The sequence below is a fragment of the Acidimicrobiales bacterium genome (assembly GCA_041394185.1).
Classification (GTDB): domain Bacteria; phylum Actinomycetota; class Acidimicrobiia; order Acidimicrobiales; family Poriferisodalaceae; genus JAAETH01.
In genome coordinates this window covers 453,522-467,066 of record JAWKIQ010000001.1, presented here as the reverse complement: position 1 = coordinate 467,066, position 13,545 = coordinate 453,522, and the positions used below count along the sequence as shown (strand labels likewise).

Sequence of the window (13,545 nt, the reverse complement as noted above, 5' to 3'; positions counted from 1 at the left end):
TTTCCCAGTTCGACGGTGAGCCAAACCTGGGCCATCAGGTCCGGACCAAACACATCAAGGCGATGTCGTCGATGTTGGCATCGGCGCCCATCTGTTGAAGAACATGGTCGCAGATCCGTTGCGCACTGAGGCCTACGGTGCCTGACAACGACCTGGCGAGGCGTGCGAGGTTGTCGTCGAGATCTTCGCCGTTGCCCTCGACCAGACCATCCGTGTAGAGCAGCAGCGCGTCACCGACCTCGAGGCGTTCCCGCCCGACTTCGCGGTACGAGTCGGCCACCACACAAAGCGGCAGACCCCGAACCTCGGCGACGGCCGTCGAGCCATCGCTGCGGCGGATGATGGGCGGCACGTGGCCTGCCGACAACAACGCCAGTTCGCCGGTGGCGCGGTCGAGGGCCGCGAAGATCGACGTGGCCATGAATGCACCCTCGATGCCGAAGGCAGCTTTCTCGAGGCGTTCGGTCAGCGCCTCGACCCTGTGGGTGTTGGCCAGCAGGGCTGCAAAGGCGTGGCGAAGCCGACCCATGGTCGAGGCTGCCCCCAGGCCACGGCCGACGACATCGCCGACGGCCATGACAAGCCGCCCATCGCCCAGAACTCCCGCGTCATACCAGTCGCCGCCGACCTCGATGTCGACGGCCGAAGGCGAATAGTGCGCCGCCATATCGACGCCATCGAAGTCGGGAAACCCTTGAGGCAGCATCGAGCTCTGCAGCTCGTGAGCGACCAGACGCTGGCGGTCGAACAGATACGAGCGATCGAGCGCCTGGCGACCCAGTTCGGCCAGGAACTCGAGGTCGTCGAGCGTGGTGCGCTCGACTCGATTGCGCCCGTTCCAGGACACCTCGAGAGCGGCGCGCCTGGGCCCGCCTAGGGGCATCGCAACCAGCGTGGTCGGCTCATCTTGGCTTGGCGAGCCACCGTCGGTGGTTGGCCCGTCGGCCACCACCGGCCGGCGCTCTCGCAGAGCGGTTGCTATAGCCGACGACCGACCCAGCCCGTTGGCGAAGACGGTGCTGGTCGCCTCGCCTGAACGATCTGAAACCCACCCTTCGAGCCCGACGCCGGCCTCGTCGGCGCAGCGGTAGATCACGCGGCAACGATCGGCTTGCACAACCCTCACCGAGTGAGCGGCGATCGACTGGGCTACCGAATCGAAGGTGGACGCCGCAGCCAGCGCCCGAGCGAATGCCAGCAGCGAATCGGCCCTGGGCCTGAGCTGACCGGCTCCCGACACGCCCGCCTGCCGCCCGCTCGGCGGGCTCGGCTCAGCGTGTCCTGCGGGCGATCCCGCGTCCTCGATGGTCACCCACGAGACGCTATCTCGCCGCGCTGACTTCCACGCAGCAAGCATGGTTTGGTACCGGCTCGATCGGGTAGGCCCCGGTCTAGCCGACTACTGGGAGTAAAGAAATGTCGAGAAGAGTTGCAGAACCCGACCAATCACTTCTGTCTCTGTACGGTCACCCGGGCCCATACATAAGCGCCTTCGTCATCAGGGGTGACGACGAGAACATCGAGCATCGCGACAGCCAGATCCAGCAGCTGCTGGCCCGCGGCGCCAGCCGCCAGGCTGTCGACGCACTGACTGCTCGTCTGGCGCTTCCCGTTTACGGCGACGTCGGCGGACAGGCGATCATCGCGGCCGATGACGGCACCACTATCTCGTTCACCTCCCACGAGGGTCCAGCCCACGACTGGTGGTTCCTCGACTCGCTGCCCTACGCGGCACCGCTGTTCGAGTGGGAGCAGTGGCGGGTCCCCCATCTGACGGTGGTGGCCGGCGACGCCGGGTTCGAGGTGGTCGAGTTCATCCCTGACCAGGAGCCCGCGGTGAGGCCGGCAGGCACAGATGAACACGAGGCGGCGCGACGCATCGGCCGCCTGGCGCGAGATTGCGAGGTCGAGCTGATCGCGATGGGCGGTCGGCCCGAAGCCGTCGACAAGCTGTTGCCCAACGTTCGCGGCACGGTGCCGGCTGGCTGCGAGGTCGTTGCCATCGACGACGACGCAGGCAACGAGAACTCGACATTTGCAGATGCCGTGGTGCGCCATGTCGCCGACTCTGTGGCCCGCCGCACGGTTTCGGCACTGCGCGAGTTCCGCTTCTTGCTCGAACACGGTGCGGCTGCAGAAGGGGTAGAGCAGACGTTCCAGTTCCTCGCCGCCGGCCGTGGCGACCTGCTTATCGTGCACGACGACCCAGATGACACCAGGCGGGCCTTCTTCGGGCCCGGCGCCTTCGACGTGTCAGCGATCGAGTTGGACTCTTGCCCGAACAACGCTCGTATGGTCGACCTGGCCATTCGCACAGCGCTGCTCGCCGGAATGGAGATCAGAGTGATCCCCAGCACCGGCGACCGAGGACCCGCCGAAGACATCGGTGTGCTGGTGCGTGATCCATCGTTTTCTTCTGGTGGTAACCGCAGGAGCGCCTGACGTGGCTCGGGCGGTAGGCTCGTTTCTCGATGGCCGCTACATCCGAACTCGACGTAAACGAGACCCAGCCCAGGCTGCTCGTAGCTTCCGGCGTGGTCGATCTGCACTCTGTGTCGATCCTGTCGGACAAACTCGACGAGCTCGGGGCCGACGAGGACGTCGTCCTGGACCTCAGCAACATCGAGTTCATCGACAGCTCTGGGCTGAGGGCCATCGTCGTGGCGCATCGACGCCTGGACACGGCGGGCAAGCGGCTGGTTCTGACCAAGCCGAGCGCTTCGGTGCGTCGGTTGTTCGAGATCACTTCGCTCGAAGGCCACCTCAACGTAGAGGGCTAGGCGGCGTCACATGAACCCGCACCCCGCCAGCGGCTCGAGCCACCCCCGGGTGCTCACGTATCCACCAAAATCGTCCTCGGTGGCGGTGGCCCGCGCGGACGTGATGTTGTGGCTCGATTCGCTCGGCGGCGTCAGCGACGACGGCCGAGAGCGGGTTGCCCTGGTCGTCAGCGAGCTGGTCACCAACGCCGTAGAGGCGTCCCCAACCGATCAGGACAACGTTCGCGTGTCGCTCGCGTGGCGTAATGACGAAGCGCTGCGGCTCACGGTGACCAACCTGAACTCCGGACCGGCGATTCCCGACACTTCAAATTGGGCTCCTGCCGATCCGTCGGCCGAGCGCGGGCGCGGCCTGGGCATCGTTGCCGCCCTTGCCGACCGGGTCGCGGTCGCGACGGTGGACGACGAGATCAGCATCACAGCCGAGTTCGCCACCGTCGACGACCACGCCATCGTGGATCAGCACGACCTCAACGAGGATCCCGGGGCCTGACCACCAACACTGGGCAGGGAGCCGACGACACCAGGCGCGAGCTCACCGACGGGCTGAGAAGCCCCATCAACCAGCCCCTATCCCGATTGCCCACGACCAACAGATCGGCATCGAGTTCTTCGGCGGCCTGGCACAGGCCGTCGACCACGCTGCCCTCCTCGACCACGATGTCGTCAGCCCCAGCCGCCTGGGCGGCGGGGCGAAGGCGGCTCTTGATCTGCTCGACGTTCTTGCCGACATCGCTCAGGTAGGGGTTCAGACCCACCGTCGGGAAGCCGACGAGCCCGCCGGCTCCGGCCATCGCCTGGGCAACGGGTACGTAGACGTTCACCAACGTCACTTCGTCGTCCTCGCCGAACAACTCCCCGGCGAATACGGCCGCGTCCCACGAGGCCTCGGTTTCATCAATCGCAACCAATGCTTTCATGGGTTGTCGTTACCCGGCCTCGCTGCGCCCCAAACTCGTGGCGTTCGCCCAGAGCGGCCGTCGTAAGCTCGCTGCTCGAAACGGAGGTTCTGATGCAGGTCCCGTCCAGCGGATTCAACGATGCTCTGGGCATCGAGTTCGAAGAGGTCACCGCAGATCGGGTCGTGCTGACCGTCGATGTGCAACCCAAGCACCACCAGCCGTACGGAATAGTGCACGGCGGCGTGTGGTGCGCCCTGGTGGAGACCGCGGCCAGTGTCGCCGCTGCGACCTGGTACGGCGACAAGGGCAAGGTCGTCGGCGTCTCGAACCACACCGACTTCTTGAGAGCCATCGGTGATGGCAGGGCGACCGCAACGGCCACCCCCATCCACAGAGGGCGTCTTCAGCAGCTGTGGTTGGTCGAGATAGTGGACGGCCAGCAACGATTGCTGGCCCGCGGGCAGGTCCGCATACAGAACCTTCCCGAAACAACCGACCAGACCCAGGACTAACCCTGGGGACCCGAGTGCAACTGGGCCGGGTAGGCACCTTCCCACGCCTGACCTTCGGTCCAGTCGGGGTTTACTTCGAGGTGGGCCCGCTCGTAGCGCGCCCGTCCGCCTTCAATGTCCACCAGCGGAACCGTGGGCACCGCTTCTACGGCAGGGGCGGTGCCGGCGGCCTGGGCCAGTATCGCCTCGGAGAAGTCTGTGATGAGCGCGCCTGCGATGTCGCCCTGCTGGGACGCCAGCGCACAGCGGGCACCCTCGACAACGGTCTCGGTCCGCGTGAGAAACTGTTCGAGCAGCTCGTCGTGAACCGCGCCCTCGCCCATCAGCACCGACATCATGTCGGCTAGTTCGAGACCGTCTGCTTTGCAAGGTGTGCACTGACCACACGACTCGACGGCCAGGAATCGGGCCACCCCGGCAGCAACTGCGACCGGGTCTTGTTCGCTGGAGAAGAACCGCAGTGCACCCGAGCCCACATGGATCGATTCGTCGCCGGACCCATATCCGAGAGGGGTATCGAACCGGTCGGCCGGCACGAGGGGGTGCGAAACGCCCGGCATCATCGCCAGCAGGGGCGAAGTGGCCGACACGCCGGCTTCGGACAGAACCTGGTTTGTGGTTGAACCAACTGGCACCTCTACCACGCCGTGCTGGTCAAGTGGCCCGGTGATGGTGCACAACATCGTGCCCGGCTGGTCCTTGGTGCCCCGCTCGCGGAACCAGGCCGAACCGAACCGGGCGATGTCGGCGACGTGTGCCAGCGTCTCGACATTGTTGACCACAGTCGGCGGTATGTCCGTCGCACCGTCGACCGTTGCCATCTCGACTTCGGCAGTCGAGCGATCATCACCTTCGAGGTCGGTCCCATGGCGCCAGGGCGGACTCACGCGCGGGAACGGCGGGCGGCCGGCGACCACCTCCAGCAGAGCCGTTTCTTCACCAAAGAGATAGCGATCGGGCCCCAGCACCAACTCGACGGAGGGCGCGTCAGCGAAGGCCGAGCTGGCCTCGATGTCGCCGATTGCTTGTTGCAGACGCTCGACCTCGGTTTCGAACTTGGCCTTTGTTGCCACGACAACGCGACCCGCACCGACCGCTCGGGCCGCAATCAGGGCTCCCTCCAACACCTTGTATGGGTTGCGTCTGATCAGCAGCCGGTCCTTGAAAGAACCAGGTTCACCCTCGGCGGCGTTCACCACCAGCGTCGGCGGTCTGGCTGCCGACGCTGAGTGCTCGGCGGTGGTGCGCCACTTGGTGGCGGTCGGAAAGCCGGCGCCGCCCCGGCCGCGCAGCCCGGAGTCATGGATCATCTCGAGCAGCTGCTCGGACGACCAGGTGGAAGCCGTAGCCCAGCCCCTGGCGCCTCCGGCGCTCAGGTGTGCCGTCAGGTCGCGGACCTCGGTGGGCATGAGCACGCGATTTTGAAGCTCGTTTCTCATGGGTGGGCTCCTACCCTGGAAACCACGTCGTCAAACCGTCGCACTCAACCAACGAAGGGACGGCGAACATGAATGACGTTCGGCTCTATGGCTCCAACACCCAGGCGGCCATCGCCAACTTCGACGTTTCTGGCGAAACGGTCGACCACCGCATCATCGAGGCCCTGGCCCACATCAAGGCATGTTGTGCCATCGCGAATTCGCACGCCGACGTGGGCCGTCTCGATCGCGAGATCGCAGCAGCGATCGTAGGCGCCGCCGAAGAGGTCGCCACTGGCAAGCACCGCGATCAATTCCCCGTCGACGTCTTCCAGACGGGGTCGGGCACCTCGACCAACATGAACGTCAACGAGGTCCTGGCTTCCATCGCTTCGTCGGTTTCGGGGTTGGCCGTGCACCCGAACGATCACGTGAACATGTCGCAATCGACCAACGACACCTTTCCTACCGCGATACGTGTAGCCGTGTCGCTGGCCATACGCGACCAGCTGCTACCAGCGCTCGGGCAACTCGCCGATGCCCTGGCCGACAAGGCCGTAGAGTTCGGCGACGTCGTCAAGCCCGGTCGCACCCATCTAATGGATGCCACCCCTGTGATGCTCGGCGACGAGTTCGGCGGTTACGCCGCCCAGATCCGCGAGTCGATCGAGCGCATCGCCTCTGCCCAAACCCGTCTGGTGCGCCTGCCGCTTGGCGGAACCGCAACCGGCAACGGTCTCAACACTCCCCCAGGGCATGCGGCCATGGTTCGTGAGCTCTTGACGGAACGCACGGGGGTTCGGTGGCAGCCCCCGCTGCACCACTTTGCAGTCCAGGGCGGCCAGGATGCCCTCGTCGAGGCCTCGGCGCAGCTTCGCGGAGCCGCCCTGGCGATGTTCAAGATCGCCAACGACATCAGGCTGATGGCCAGCGGCCCCCGCACCGGATTGGGCGAGTTGACCCTCACCGAGCTACAGCCCGGCTCGTCGATAATGCCGGGCAAGACCAATCCGGTCATATGCGAGGTGGTCATACAGGTGTGCGCACAGGTGGTGGGCAACGACACGGCCATCGCATTCGCAGGGTCGCGCGGCGAGCTGGAATTGAACGTGTACCTGCCCGTGATGGCTCGAAACCTGCTCGAGTCGGTGGATCTTCTGGCCGGGTCGTGCACCTCGCTTACCGAAAAGACCATCGTCGGATTGCGGGCCGACAGCGAACGTTGCAAGAGGTTGGCCGAGTTGTCGCCCGCCGTTGCCACGGCCCTCAATCTCGAGATCGGCTACGACCGAGCCGCTTCGGTGGTGAAGAGCTCGCTGGCGTCCGGACGTTCACTGGTCGACGAGGTCGTCGAAACCGGTCTGATGTCGCGCGAGCGGGCCGCAGAGCTTCTGTCGGTGGAAGCTATGGCGCGAGGCACCCAGGACCACCTGACCGCACAGCACCGCGACGCCTAGACGCGTCCCACCCGCTGATCTGCGATCTCGGTGATCGCCGCCGCCTCGGCGCCGGGCAGACCCAACGCCATCAACACGTGCGAGATCACCGCTCGGCGATGGTTCGGATCGTCGCCGGTTTCGGCGATGCGCCTGGATGCCATCAGCAGCGAGCCCACCACAAGGTCGACGGCGGCATCGACCGAAGCCAGCGATAGCCGTCCGGCCTCGGCTCCCGAGCGCAGGTCTTCTACCAAGAAGCGCAGCGGCCCCTTGTCCAGCGACGCATCACGCAGCACATCGAGCCTGGACATCGCGCCGAACACCTCGGGGGCCGTGCGGGCTTGCACCAGGGCCAGCATCGACAGGGTGGCGAAGCGCACCACCGGCTCATCGTCGGCGTAGGCCTCGGCCCCGGCGGCCGTGAAACGTTCGGCGATGTCGACTGCCAAAGCGCTCACGAGCACCTCGCGATCGGCGAAGTAGTTGTAGAAGGTGCCGTTGGACACCCCGGCATGCTCGGCGACCTCTGAGATCGTGAACGCCTCGCCCCGCTTGGCTGCAACCGCCATCGCCGCATCGAGCAACTGGCGCCTCGTGCGCGCCTTCTTCTTGTGCCCCCGCGTGGGGTTTTGGGTCGACTGGCTCATCGACACGATGGTCACTCAATTTGACAATGATGTCAATATTGGGAAGACTCCCAGTCTGACTCCGAGGGGGATATCCATGTCCGACGACAACACATCCAGGCCGCGGCTGACGCTGGGCCACGCAACGGTGGCGGTCCAGGACGTCGACCGCATGGTCGCCTTCTACTGCGACGTCTTGGGATTTCACGTCACCAATCGGGGCGCCCCAATGCCTGGCGCACCCGACATGGCGTTCTTGAGCCAGGACCCCACCGCTCATCACCAGATCGTCCTGGTGGGTGGCTCTGAATCATCACAACACCAGTTCGTACTGGCCGACCATCTCGCCTTCCGCGTCGAGACGCTCGACGATCTGCGCTCGATCGCCACCCGCCTGGCCGATGCCGGCGTCGACAACACAATCCCCATCTCCCACGGCAACGCCTGGTCGGTCTACTTCAACGACCCCGAGGGCAACGGCCTCGAGTGCTTCGTCGACACGCCCTTTCACGTCGCCCAGCCCTACGGCGAAAGCCTCGACCTCGGTCAATCGAACGAGGCGATCGAGCTGTGGACCCGCGACCAGCTGCAGGACCAACCCGAGTTCCAACCCTTCGACCGGTGGAAGGCCGACTTCGCCGCCAAGCTTTCAGACGCCGGCCAGGGCTGACCGATGGACCTTGGAATATCGGGCCGACGGGCCATCGTCTGTGCGTCGAGCCGAGGGCTGGGCTACGCGTGTGCCGAATCGCTGGCCCGCGAGGGTGTGAACGTCATCATCAACGGCCGCGATGCCCAGCAACTCGAGGCCGCCGCCAAGACCCTTGCCGACACGGGGGCCATAGTCGAGTACGTGGTGGGAGACATCACCCACGAGTCGACTCGTGATGCACTGCTGGCCGCCTGCCCAGAGCCCGACATCCTGATCAACAACAACGGGGGCCCTCCCCCGGGCCGATTCGCCGATTGGGAACGCGAGGAATGGCTGTCCGCCCTCGACGCCAACATGCTCGCTCCCCTTGCGATGATCCGATCCGTGCTCGACGGCATGTGCCAACGAGGGTTCGGGCGCATCGTCAACATCACGTCGGCCATGGTGAAGACGCCGGTCTCGGCCATGGGCTTGTCGACGGGAGCCCGTGCCGGGCTGACATCGGTGTCCAAATCGCTGTCGCGTGATGTGGCCCGCCACAACGTCACGATCAACAACATCTTGCCCGAACGAATCAACACCGCTCGCCAGCAGCAGATGGCGTCGCGCCACGCCGAGCGAGCCGGCATCACCGTCGAGCAGGCCTACGAACACATGCGATCGACCATCGCGGCCCGCCGGCTGGGCCTACCTTCCGAGGTCGGCGACGCGTGCGCGTTCTTGTGCAGCGCCCAGGCGGGCTACATATCGGGCCAGAACCTGCAACTCGACGGGGGCAGTTATGACGGGCTCATCTGAAGCGACAGACCATCTCATCGTCGGCGCCGGACCCGTGGGCCTGGCCACAGCTCTTCTGTTGGCGCGGCGCGGTCTGCGAAGTGTGGTTGTGGAGCGGCGCAAGGGGTTCCAGACCCAACCCGCGGCCCATGTCATAAACGGCCGGACCCTCGAGATCTTCCGCCAGATGGGTCTCGACATGGAGACCGTCACAGCGCTGGCCCAAGACCCCGCCGATGCCGGCCACGTCAACTTCGTCACCCGCCTGGGCGAACGGGTCGTCGGCCGGCTGCCCTTCGAACGCCAGGGCGACGAGAGCCTGTGCCACACCCCCACTCCGTTGCGCAATATCTCTCAGCACCACCTCGAGCCGCTGCTGGCAGCTGCCGCCGACGACCACGCTCTGGTCGATCTTCGCTACGGAACCACCTGGCTCGAACTCACCCAGGACGACGACGGTGTCACCTCGACCGTGGCCGACGCGCACGGCAACGAGCGCACCATTCGCAGCGACCGGCTCATCGCTGCCGACGGGGCCTCCAGCCGCGTGCGCAAGGCCCTGGGCATCGAGATGCTTGGCCCAGCCTCGCTGCAGAGCTACATGGCCATCCACTTCACCGCCGACCTCAGCGGCCTGCTGGCCGACAATCCGGGCGTGCTGCACTTCGTTCTGGACCCTGCCGCCCGCGGCACCTTCGTCGCCCACGACATCAGGTCAGAGTGGGTGTTCATGAGCGCCTATGACCCGTCGAAGGACGCTCCGGCAGACTTCACAGCCGATCGCTGCCGCGAGTTGGTCCGACAGGCCATGGCCGACGGTGCACCAGACGTCGACATCATCGGTTCTGGCCCCTGGAACATGAGCGCACAGGTGGCCGAGCGGATGGCCGCAGACCGCGTCTTCCTGGTCGGAGACGCTGCCCACAGGTTCCCCCCTACCGGAGGTATGGGCCTCAACACCGGTGTGGCCGACGCCCACAACCTGGTGTGGCGCCTGGCCGCCATCGCCGAGGGCTGGGCGGAGCCGAGCCTGCTGGACGACTTCCAGACCGAGCGGTTGCCGATCGCCCACCAGAACTGCAGGCAGAGCACCGAGAACGCCATGAAGATGGTGCTGCTGGGCGAGGCTCTGGGTCTGACCACCGACCCGACAACGCAGACCCTTCACAGAGCGCTCGACGACCCTGCCTCGGCCGAGCAAATCGCCGCTGCTGTCGACGCCCAGTCGACCCACTTCGACATGCTTGGCCTGCAGCTTGGCTACACCTACGGCGAAGGGTCGTTGTTGCGGGACGGCCCATCGCCCGAGCCCATCGTCGACCCCACACCCTTCGACCCAACGGCCGTGGTCGGCAGCCGGCTGCCTCACTGGTGGCTCGTCGACGGTCGATCGACCCTGGACCTGGTGGGGTACGACGGACCGACCCTGATCAGCTTCGGCCCTACCGACAGCCACGACCGATGGATCCGACATGTAGGCAGCGCCCGGGCGGCGGGTATCCCGATGGCTCATTGCCGGGTCGGGATCGACACCGAGCCGCTCGAAGAGTGGCGCCACCTGTGCTGCCTGCCGGCCGAGTCTGCACTGCTGGTGCGCCCAGACCAGCACATCGCCTGGCGCAGCCATACGGGCATGGCCCCATCGGCCCACACGTTCGACGACGCGTTGAGTGCGGTGTTTCACCGTTAGACACGCTGGCATCCGATCGCCGCCGGGTTTCAGAGCTCGCGGTGGCGGATAGAACAGACAAATGCTCTCGCTACGCCAGATCGCCGACACAGCCCTTGAAGCCACCGTGGTCGGCAGCTTCACGAAGATAGGCAGCCGGGCCAGGGGCGCGCTGTTCGACCACGCACCTGTACACGTCGACCTGAGCGGCCAACGCGCCGTGGTAACCGGCTCTTCAAGCGGAATCGGACGCGCCGCTGCCGCGGGCCTGATGGCGCTGGGCGCCGAGGTGGTGGTGACCTCGCGCTCACCCGAGCGGGCCGCCGCGGCAGCCGCCGACCTAAACGATGCAGGTCATGCCGGCCACGCCAGTTCGTTGGCGGTCGACACCGGAGACTTCGAATCGGTCGAGGCGGCCGTCGCCGCTCTTGGCGAAGGTCCGCCGATATCGATGCTGTGCCACAACGCCGGGGCCCTCACGGACCGTTACGAGACCAACTCCGCTGGCATAGAGCAGACACTGGCCTCACACCTCATCGGGCCCTACCTGCTGACCACGCGGCTCCGTCCCAGACTCACCGACGGCGCACGGGTCGTGTGGATGTCCAGCGGCGGCATGTACACCCAGAAGTTCGACCTCGAGCGCCTCGAGATGTCCGAGCGCAACTACAACGGTTCGGTCGCCTATGCGCGCGCCAAGCGGGCGCAGGTCGAGTTGGTTGCACACCTTGGTCCGAAGTGGGCTCCTGATGTGGTGATGCACTCGATGCACCCGGGCTGGGTCGACACCCCCGGCGTCGCGGCCTCTCTGCCAGGCTTCAAGAAGGTCACCGGGCCACTCCTGCGCAACGCCGAAGAAGGCGCCGACACGATGATCTGGTTGGCCGCCACCGGCGGCGACCACCAGCCCGGAACCTTCTGGCTCGACCGACGCCCCCGATCGACCCAGTACGTTCCCGGAACCGGAGGCAGCGACAAGCAGCGCGAAGCGCTTGTGGGCTGGCTCGACACCTTCGCTTGAGCCAGCCGATCGGGTGCTGTCGGCGCCGCGCTCGGCGCAGCCCCCAGCGGGCCGGGACTCTCGCGCCTATACGGCTCCGCCGCGATCGTGCCGTTGTACCATCTGCACCATGGGTGGATCCCGACGAGGCGCGATCGCTATTCGGCTTGCAGCAATAGCGATTGTTCTGTTCTCGTTCGGCAGCTACGGCCTTGCCCGTCACGGAGCCGAACCTTTCCCAACCGGCAGGCTCCCCGGCTTCGACGACGCACCGGTCGAAGACGGCGTAACCACGGCGCGCGAGTACAAGCTGCTCGCCTCGTTCGGAGATGCCGACCAGGTGGCAGAGATCGGCTTCGATGAGGTGTTCCCCGATGTCGAGGTGAGCATCCAACAGATAGTCGCCAACCGCATGCGTCCGAAGCTCGAAGCTCCCAGCGGTGGTCTGGCGCGGATCGTCTGGGACACCGTCGGCGCGGGCTCGCCTCTCAGGCGAAATCAACCCCTCGACTACCGCACCGCCGCCGACACACAATCGGTTCTGGTCGACGCCGTGACCGAGGCCACCGGCGCCTCACCGTCGCGGCTCGAAGTGATAACCGACGAAACGCTCACCGACACCGACTCGGGGGACGTGATCGAGCGCAACGTGACGACACTGGTCGTGATCTGCGAGGTGTGTTCGTGAGCGATCTCGATCGGTTCTTCTTTCGCACCTGGGTGATTGCCCCGACCGCCTGGCCATCATCCGGATGATCTACGGCATCTACGCCCTGACCTTGTTGTTCCCGGTGCCCGGCTGGGTTTCCGACTTGCCAGGAAGCTGGTTCGAACCACCGTTCGGCCCCATGCTGATCCTGGAATCGACCCCGCCCGCCTGGGCGATCCTCGCCGTGACCACGGTGGCAGCGCTGGCACTGGTAGCCGTCGTAGCCGGATTCAAGACCAAGGCGGCGTCGCTGGTCGCTGCAGGCGCGTTGGCAACCCTTGCCGGCATCGAGTACTCGTTCGGCAAGATCGACCACAACACGTTCATGTGGGCGGTGCCGCTGGCGATGGCCTTCTCGGGCTGGGGAAATGCGATCTCCTTCGACAGTCGCAACTCCGACGAAGACGAAAGCGCCGACACGTCCAGCGGCTGGGCCGTGTCCCTGCTGATGGTGTTGTTGGCCTCAGCGATGGCGACCGCTGCCATCGCCAAGATGCGCGGCGGATGGCTCGACCCGACCTACTCAGCCACCTTTGGTCACCAACTCAATCATGTGTTCGCCAGGGGCGGCGACGGCTTCTTGGCCCGGCAAGCGGTCGACAACCACATCGGCGTGGTCGACGAGGTTGTCGACTGGGCCACTGTGTTGTTCGAGCTGGCATGGATCCCGGCGATCTTCTCGGTTCGGTGGACCCGCCGAGTTGTGGCCTTCGCCGTGTTGTTCCACATGTCTGTGGCGCTTGTGTTGAACATTGCGTTCATGGCGAACCTTGCCGTCTATGCGGTTGTCGTAGCGTGGCCGGCACCCAGGCAAGAGCTGAGACATCGGATCTGGGTAGCCGCAGTAGCGGTCGCCGCCGTTGCCGCCGTCGCCGCCATCGCCGGCCACCCGTTGGCAAGGCTTGCCTTTGCATGGTCCGAGCGAGGAGACCTGCTGGTTTCGACGGCGGTCCTGGGTGTGGCGACCATTGCGGCGATCAGGTTCGGGATCGGCCAGATTCGTTCCCGCCCGACGCCGGCGCCACATTCGGCCTAGGACCACCGCCGTACCCAGGGCTGCC

Annotated in this window: 15 protein-coding genes; 11 read left to right on the top strand and 4 right to left on the bottom strand. The window is 65.8% G+C overall.

What is annotated here, in order from left to right; genetic code table 11:
• Positions 1–34 precede the first annotated feature (34 nt).
• Positions 35–1,312 carry a PP2C family protein-serine/threonine phosphatase gene (locus R2770_02235; GenBank protein MEZ5279265.1) on the bottom strand — a complete coding sequence of 426 codons (1,278 nt, stop codon included), beginning with the start codon at positions 1,310–1,312 and terminating at the stop codon, positions 35–37.
• 104 nt (positions 1,313–1,416) lie between these two features.
• Between R2770_02235 and R2770_02230 the strand changes: the two genes are divergently transcribed.
• The 3 genes from R2770_02230 to R2770_02220 are packed head-to-tail and all read left to right on the top strand — an operon-like array spanning position 1,417 to position 3,273.
• Complete coding sequence (locus R2770_02230; GenBank protein ID MEZ5279264.1) at positions 1,417–2,442, top strand: hypothetical protein; 1,026 nt, start codon at positions 1,417–1,419, stop codon at positions 2,440–2,442.
• 29 nt (positions 2,443–2,471) lie between these two features.
• Positions 2,472–2,780 (top strand): STAS domain-containing protein, encoded by a 309-nt coding sequence (locus tag R2770_02225; protein ID MEZ5279263.1) that lies wholly within the window; start codon positions 2,472–2,474, stop codon positions 2,778–2,780.
• Positions 2,781–2,790: 10 nt separating this feature from the next.
• Positions 2,791–3,273, top strand: coding sequence for an ATP-binding protein (locus tag R2770_02220; protein MEZ5279262.1), 483 nt, complete (start codon positions 2,791–2,793; stop codon positions 3,271–3,273).
• On the opposite strand, the gene R2770_02215 is transcribed toward R2770_02220, so the two are convergent.
• On the bottom strand, positions 3,251–3,700 hold the full coding sequence (locus R2770_02215; GenBank protein MEZ5279261.1) for a universal stress protein: 450 nt from the start codon (positions 3,698–3,700) through the stop codon (positions 3,251–3,253). The two genes, R2770_02220 and R2770_02215, sit on opposite strands and share 23 nt — an antisense overlap.
• 92 nt (positions 3,701–3,792) lie before the next feature.
• Here R2770_02215 and R2770_02210 point away from each other — a divergent pair, with 92 nt between their 5' ends.
• Entirely contained in the window at positions 3,793–4,194 is a 402-nt protein-coding gene (locus tag R2770_02210) for a PaaI family thioesterase (protein ID MEZ5279260.1), read from the top strand.
• Here R2770_02210 and R2770_02205 read toward each other — a convergent pair.
• Complete coding sequence (locus R2770_02205; GenBank protein ID MEZ5279259.1) at positions 4,191–5,633, bottom strand: NADH-ubiquinone oxidoreductase-F iron-sulfur binding region domain-containing protein; 1,443 nt, start codon at positions 5,631–5,633, stop codon at positions 4,191–4,193. The two genes, R2770_02210 and R2770_02205, sit on opposite strands and share 4 nt — an antisense overlap.
• A gap of 68 nt (positions 5,634–5,701) precedes the next feature.
• On the opposite strand from R2770_02205, the gene R2770_02200 reads away from it, so the two are divergent.
• On the top strand, positions 5,702–7,069 hold the full coding sequence (locus R2770_02200) for a class II fumarate hydratase (protein ID MEZ5279258.1): 1,368 nt from the start codon (positions 5,702–5,704) through the stop codon (positions 7,067–7,069).
• Here the strand turns inward: R2770_02200 and R2770_02195 are convergent.
• Complete coding sequence (locus tag R2770_02195) at positions 7,066–7,698, bottom strand: TetR/AcrR family transcriptional regulator (GenBank protein MEZ5279257.1); 633 nt, start codon at positions 7,696–7,698, stop codon at positions 7,066–7,068. The genes R2770_02200 and R2770_02195 overlap by 4 nt on opposite strands.
• A 76-nt stretch (positions 7,699–7,774) precedes the next feature.
• Between R2770_02195 and R2770_02190 the strand changes: the two genes are divergently transcribed.
• From R2770_02190 to R2770_02165, 6 genes are all read left to right on the top strand, one after another.
• Positions 7,775–8,347, top strand: coding sequence for a VOC family protein (locus R2770_02190; protein MEZ5279256.1), 573 nt, complete (start codon positions 7,775–7,777; stop codon positions 8,345–8,347).
• Between the two features lie 3 nt (positions 8,348–8,350).
• Positions 8,351–9,127, top strand: coding sequence for an SDR family oxidoreductase (locus tag R2770_02185; protein MEZ5279255.1), 777 nt, complete (start codon positions 8,351–8,353; stop codon positions 9,125–9,127).
• Positions 9,111–10,796 (top strand): FAD-dependent monooxygenase, encoded by a 1,686-nt coding sequence (locus tag R2770_02180; GenBank protein MEZ5279254.1) that lies wholly within the window; start codon positions 9,111–9,113, stop codon positions 10,794–10,796. The genes R2770_02185 and R2770_02180 overlap by 17 nt, the downstream gene beginning before the upstream one ends.
• 61 nt (positions 10,797–10,857) lie before the next feature.
• A complete protein-coding gene (locus R2770_02175; protein ID MEZ5279253.1) occupies positions 10,858–11,796 on the top strand; it encodes an SDR family NAD(P)-dependent oxidoreductase in 939 nt (312 codons plus the stop codon).
• A gap of 109 nt (positions 11,797–11,905) precedes the next feature.
• On the top strand, positions 11,906–12,463 hold the full coding sequence (locus R2770_02170) for a hypothetical protein (GenBank protein MEZ5279252.1): 558 nt from the start codon (positions 11,906–11,908) through the stop codon (positions 12,461–12,463).
• Positions 12,464–12,527: 64 nt separating this feature from the next.
• Positions 12,528–13,520 (top strand): HTTM domain-containing protein, encoded by a 993-nt coding sequence (locus tag R2770_02165; protein MEZ5279251.1) that lies wholly within the window; start codon positions 12,528–12,530, stop codon positions 13,518–13,520.
• Positions 13,521–13,545 lie beyond the last annotated feature (25 nt).

Excerpts from the sequence above, each read along its gene's own strand:
- R2770_02200 (MEZ5279258.1), top strand. The coding sequence starts at position 5,702 with ATGAATGACGTTCGGCTCTATGGCTCCAACACCCAGGCGGCCATCGCC.
- R2770_02225 (MEZ5279263.1), top strand. The coding sequence starts at position 2,472 with ATGGCCGCTACATCCGAACTCGACGTAAACGAGACCCAGCCCAGGCTG.
- R2770_02170 (MEZ5279252.1), top strand. The coding sequence starts at position 11,906 with ATGGGTGGATCCCGACGAGGCGCGATCGCTATTCGGCTTGCAGCAATA.
- R2770_02220 (MEZ5279262.1), top strand. The coding sequence starts at position 2,791 with ATGAACCCGCACCCCGCCAGCGGCTCGAGCCACCCCCGGGTGCTCACG.
- R2770_02210 (MEZ5279260.1), top strand. The coding sequence starts at position 3,793 with ATGCAGGTCCCGTCCAGCGGATTCAACGATGCTCTGGGCATCGAGTTC.
- R2770_02195 (MEZ5279257.1), bottom strand. The coding sequence starts at position 7,698 with ATGAGCCAGTCGACCCAAAACCCCACGCGGGGGCACAAGAAGAAGGCG.
- R2770_02185 (MEZ5279255.1), top strand. The coding sequence starts at position 8,351 with ATGGACCTTGGAATATCGGGCCGACGGGCCATCGTCTGTGCGTCGAGC.
- R2770_02180 (MEZ5279254.1), top strand. The coding sequence starts at position 9,111 with ATGACGGGCTCATCTGAAGCGACAGACCATCTCATCGTCGGCGCCGGA.
- R2770_02215 (MEZ5279261.1), bottom strand. The coding sequence starts at position 3,700 with ATGAAAGCATTGGTTGCGATTGATGAAACCGAGGCCTCGTGGGACGCG.
- R2770_02190 (MEZ5279256.1), top strand. The coding sequence starts at position 7,775 with ATGTCCGACGACAACACATCCAGGCCGCGGCTGACGCTGGGCCACGCA.
- R2770_02175 (MEZ5279253.1), top strand. The coding sequence starts at position 10,858 with ATGCTCTCGCTACGCCAGATCGCCGACACAGCCCTTGAAGCCACCGTG.
- R2770_02230 (MEZ5279264.1), top strand. The coding sequence starts at position 1,417 with ATGTCGAGAAGAGTTGCAGAACCCGACCAATCACTTCTGTCTCTGTAC.
- R2770_02165 (MEZ5279251.1), top strand. The coding sequence starts at position 12,528 with ATGATCTACGGCATCTACGCCCTGACCTTGTTGTTCCCGGTGCCCGGC.
- R2770_02205 (MEZ5279259.1), bottom strand. The coding sequence starts at position 5,633 with ATGAGAAACGAGCTTCAAAATCGCGTGCTCATGCCCACCGAGGTCCGC.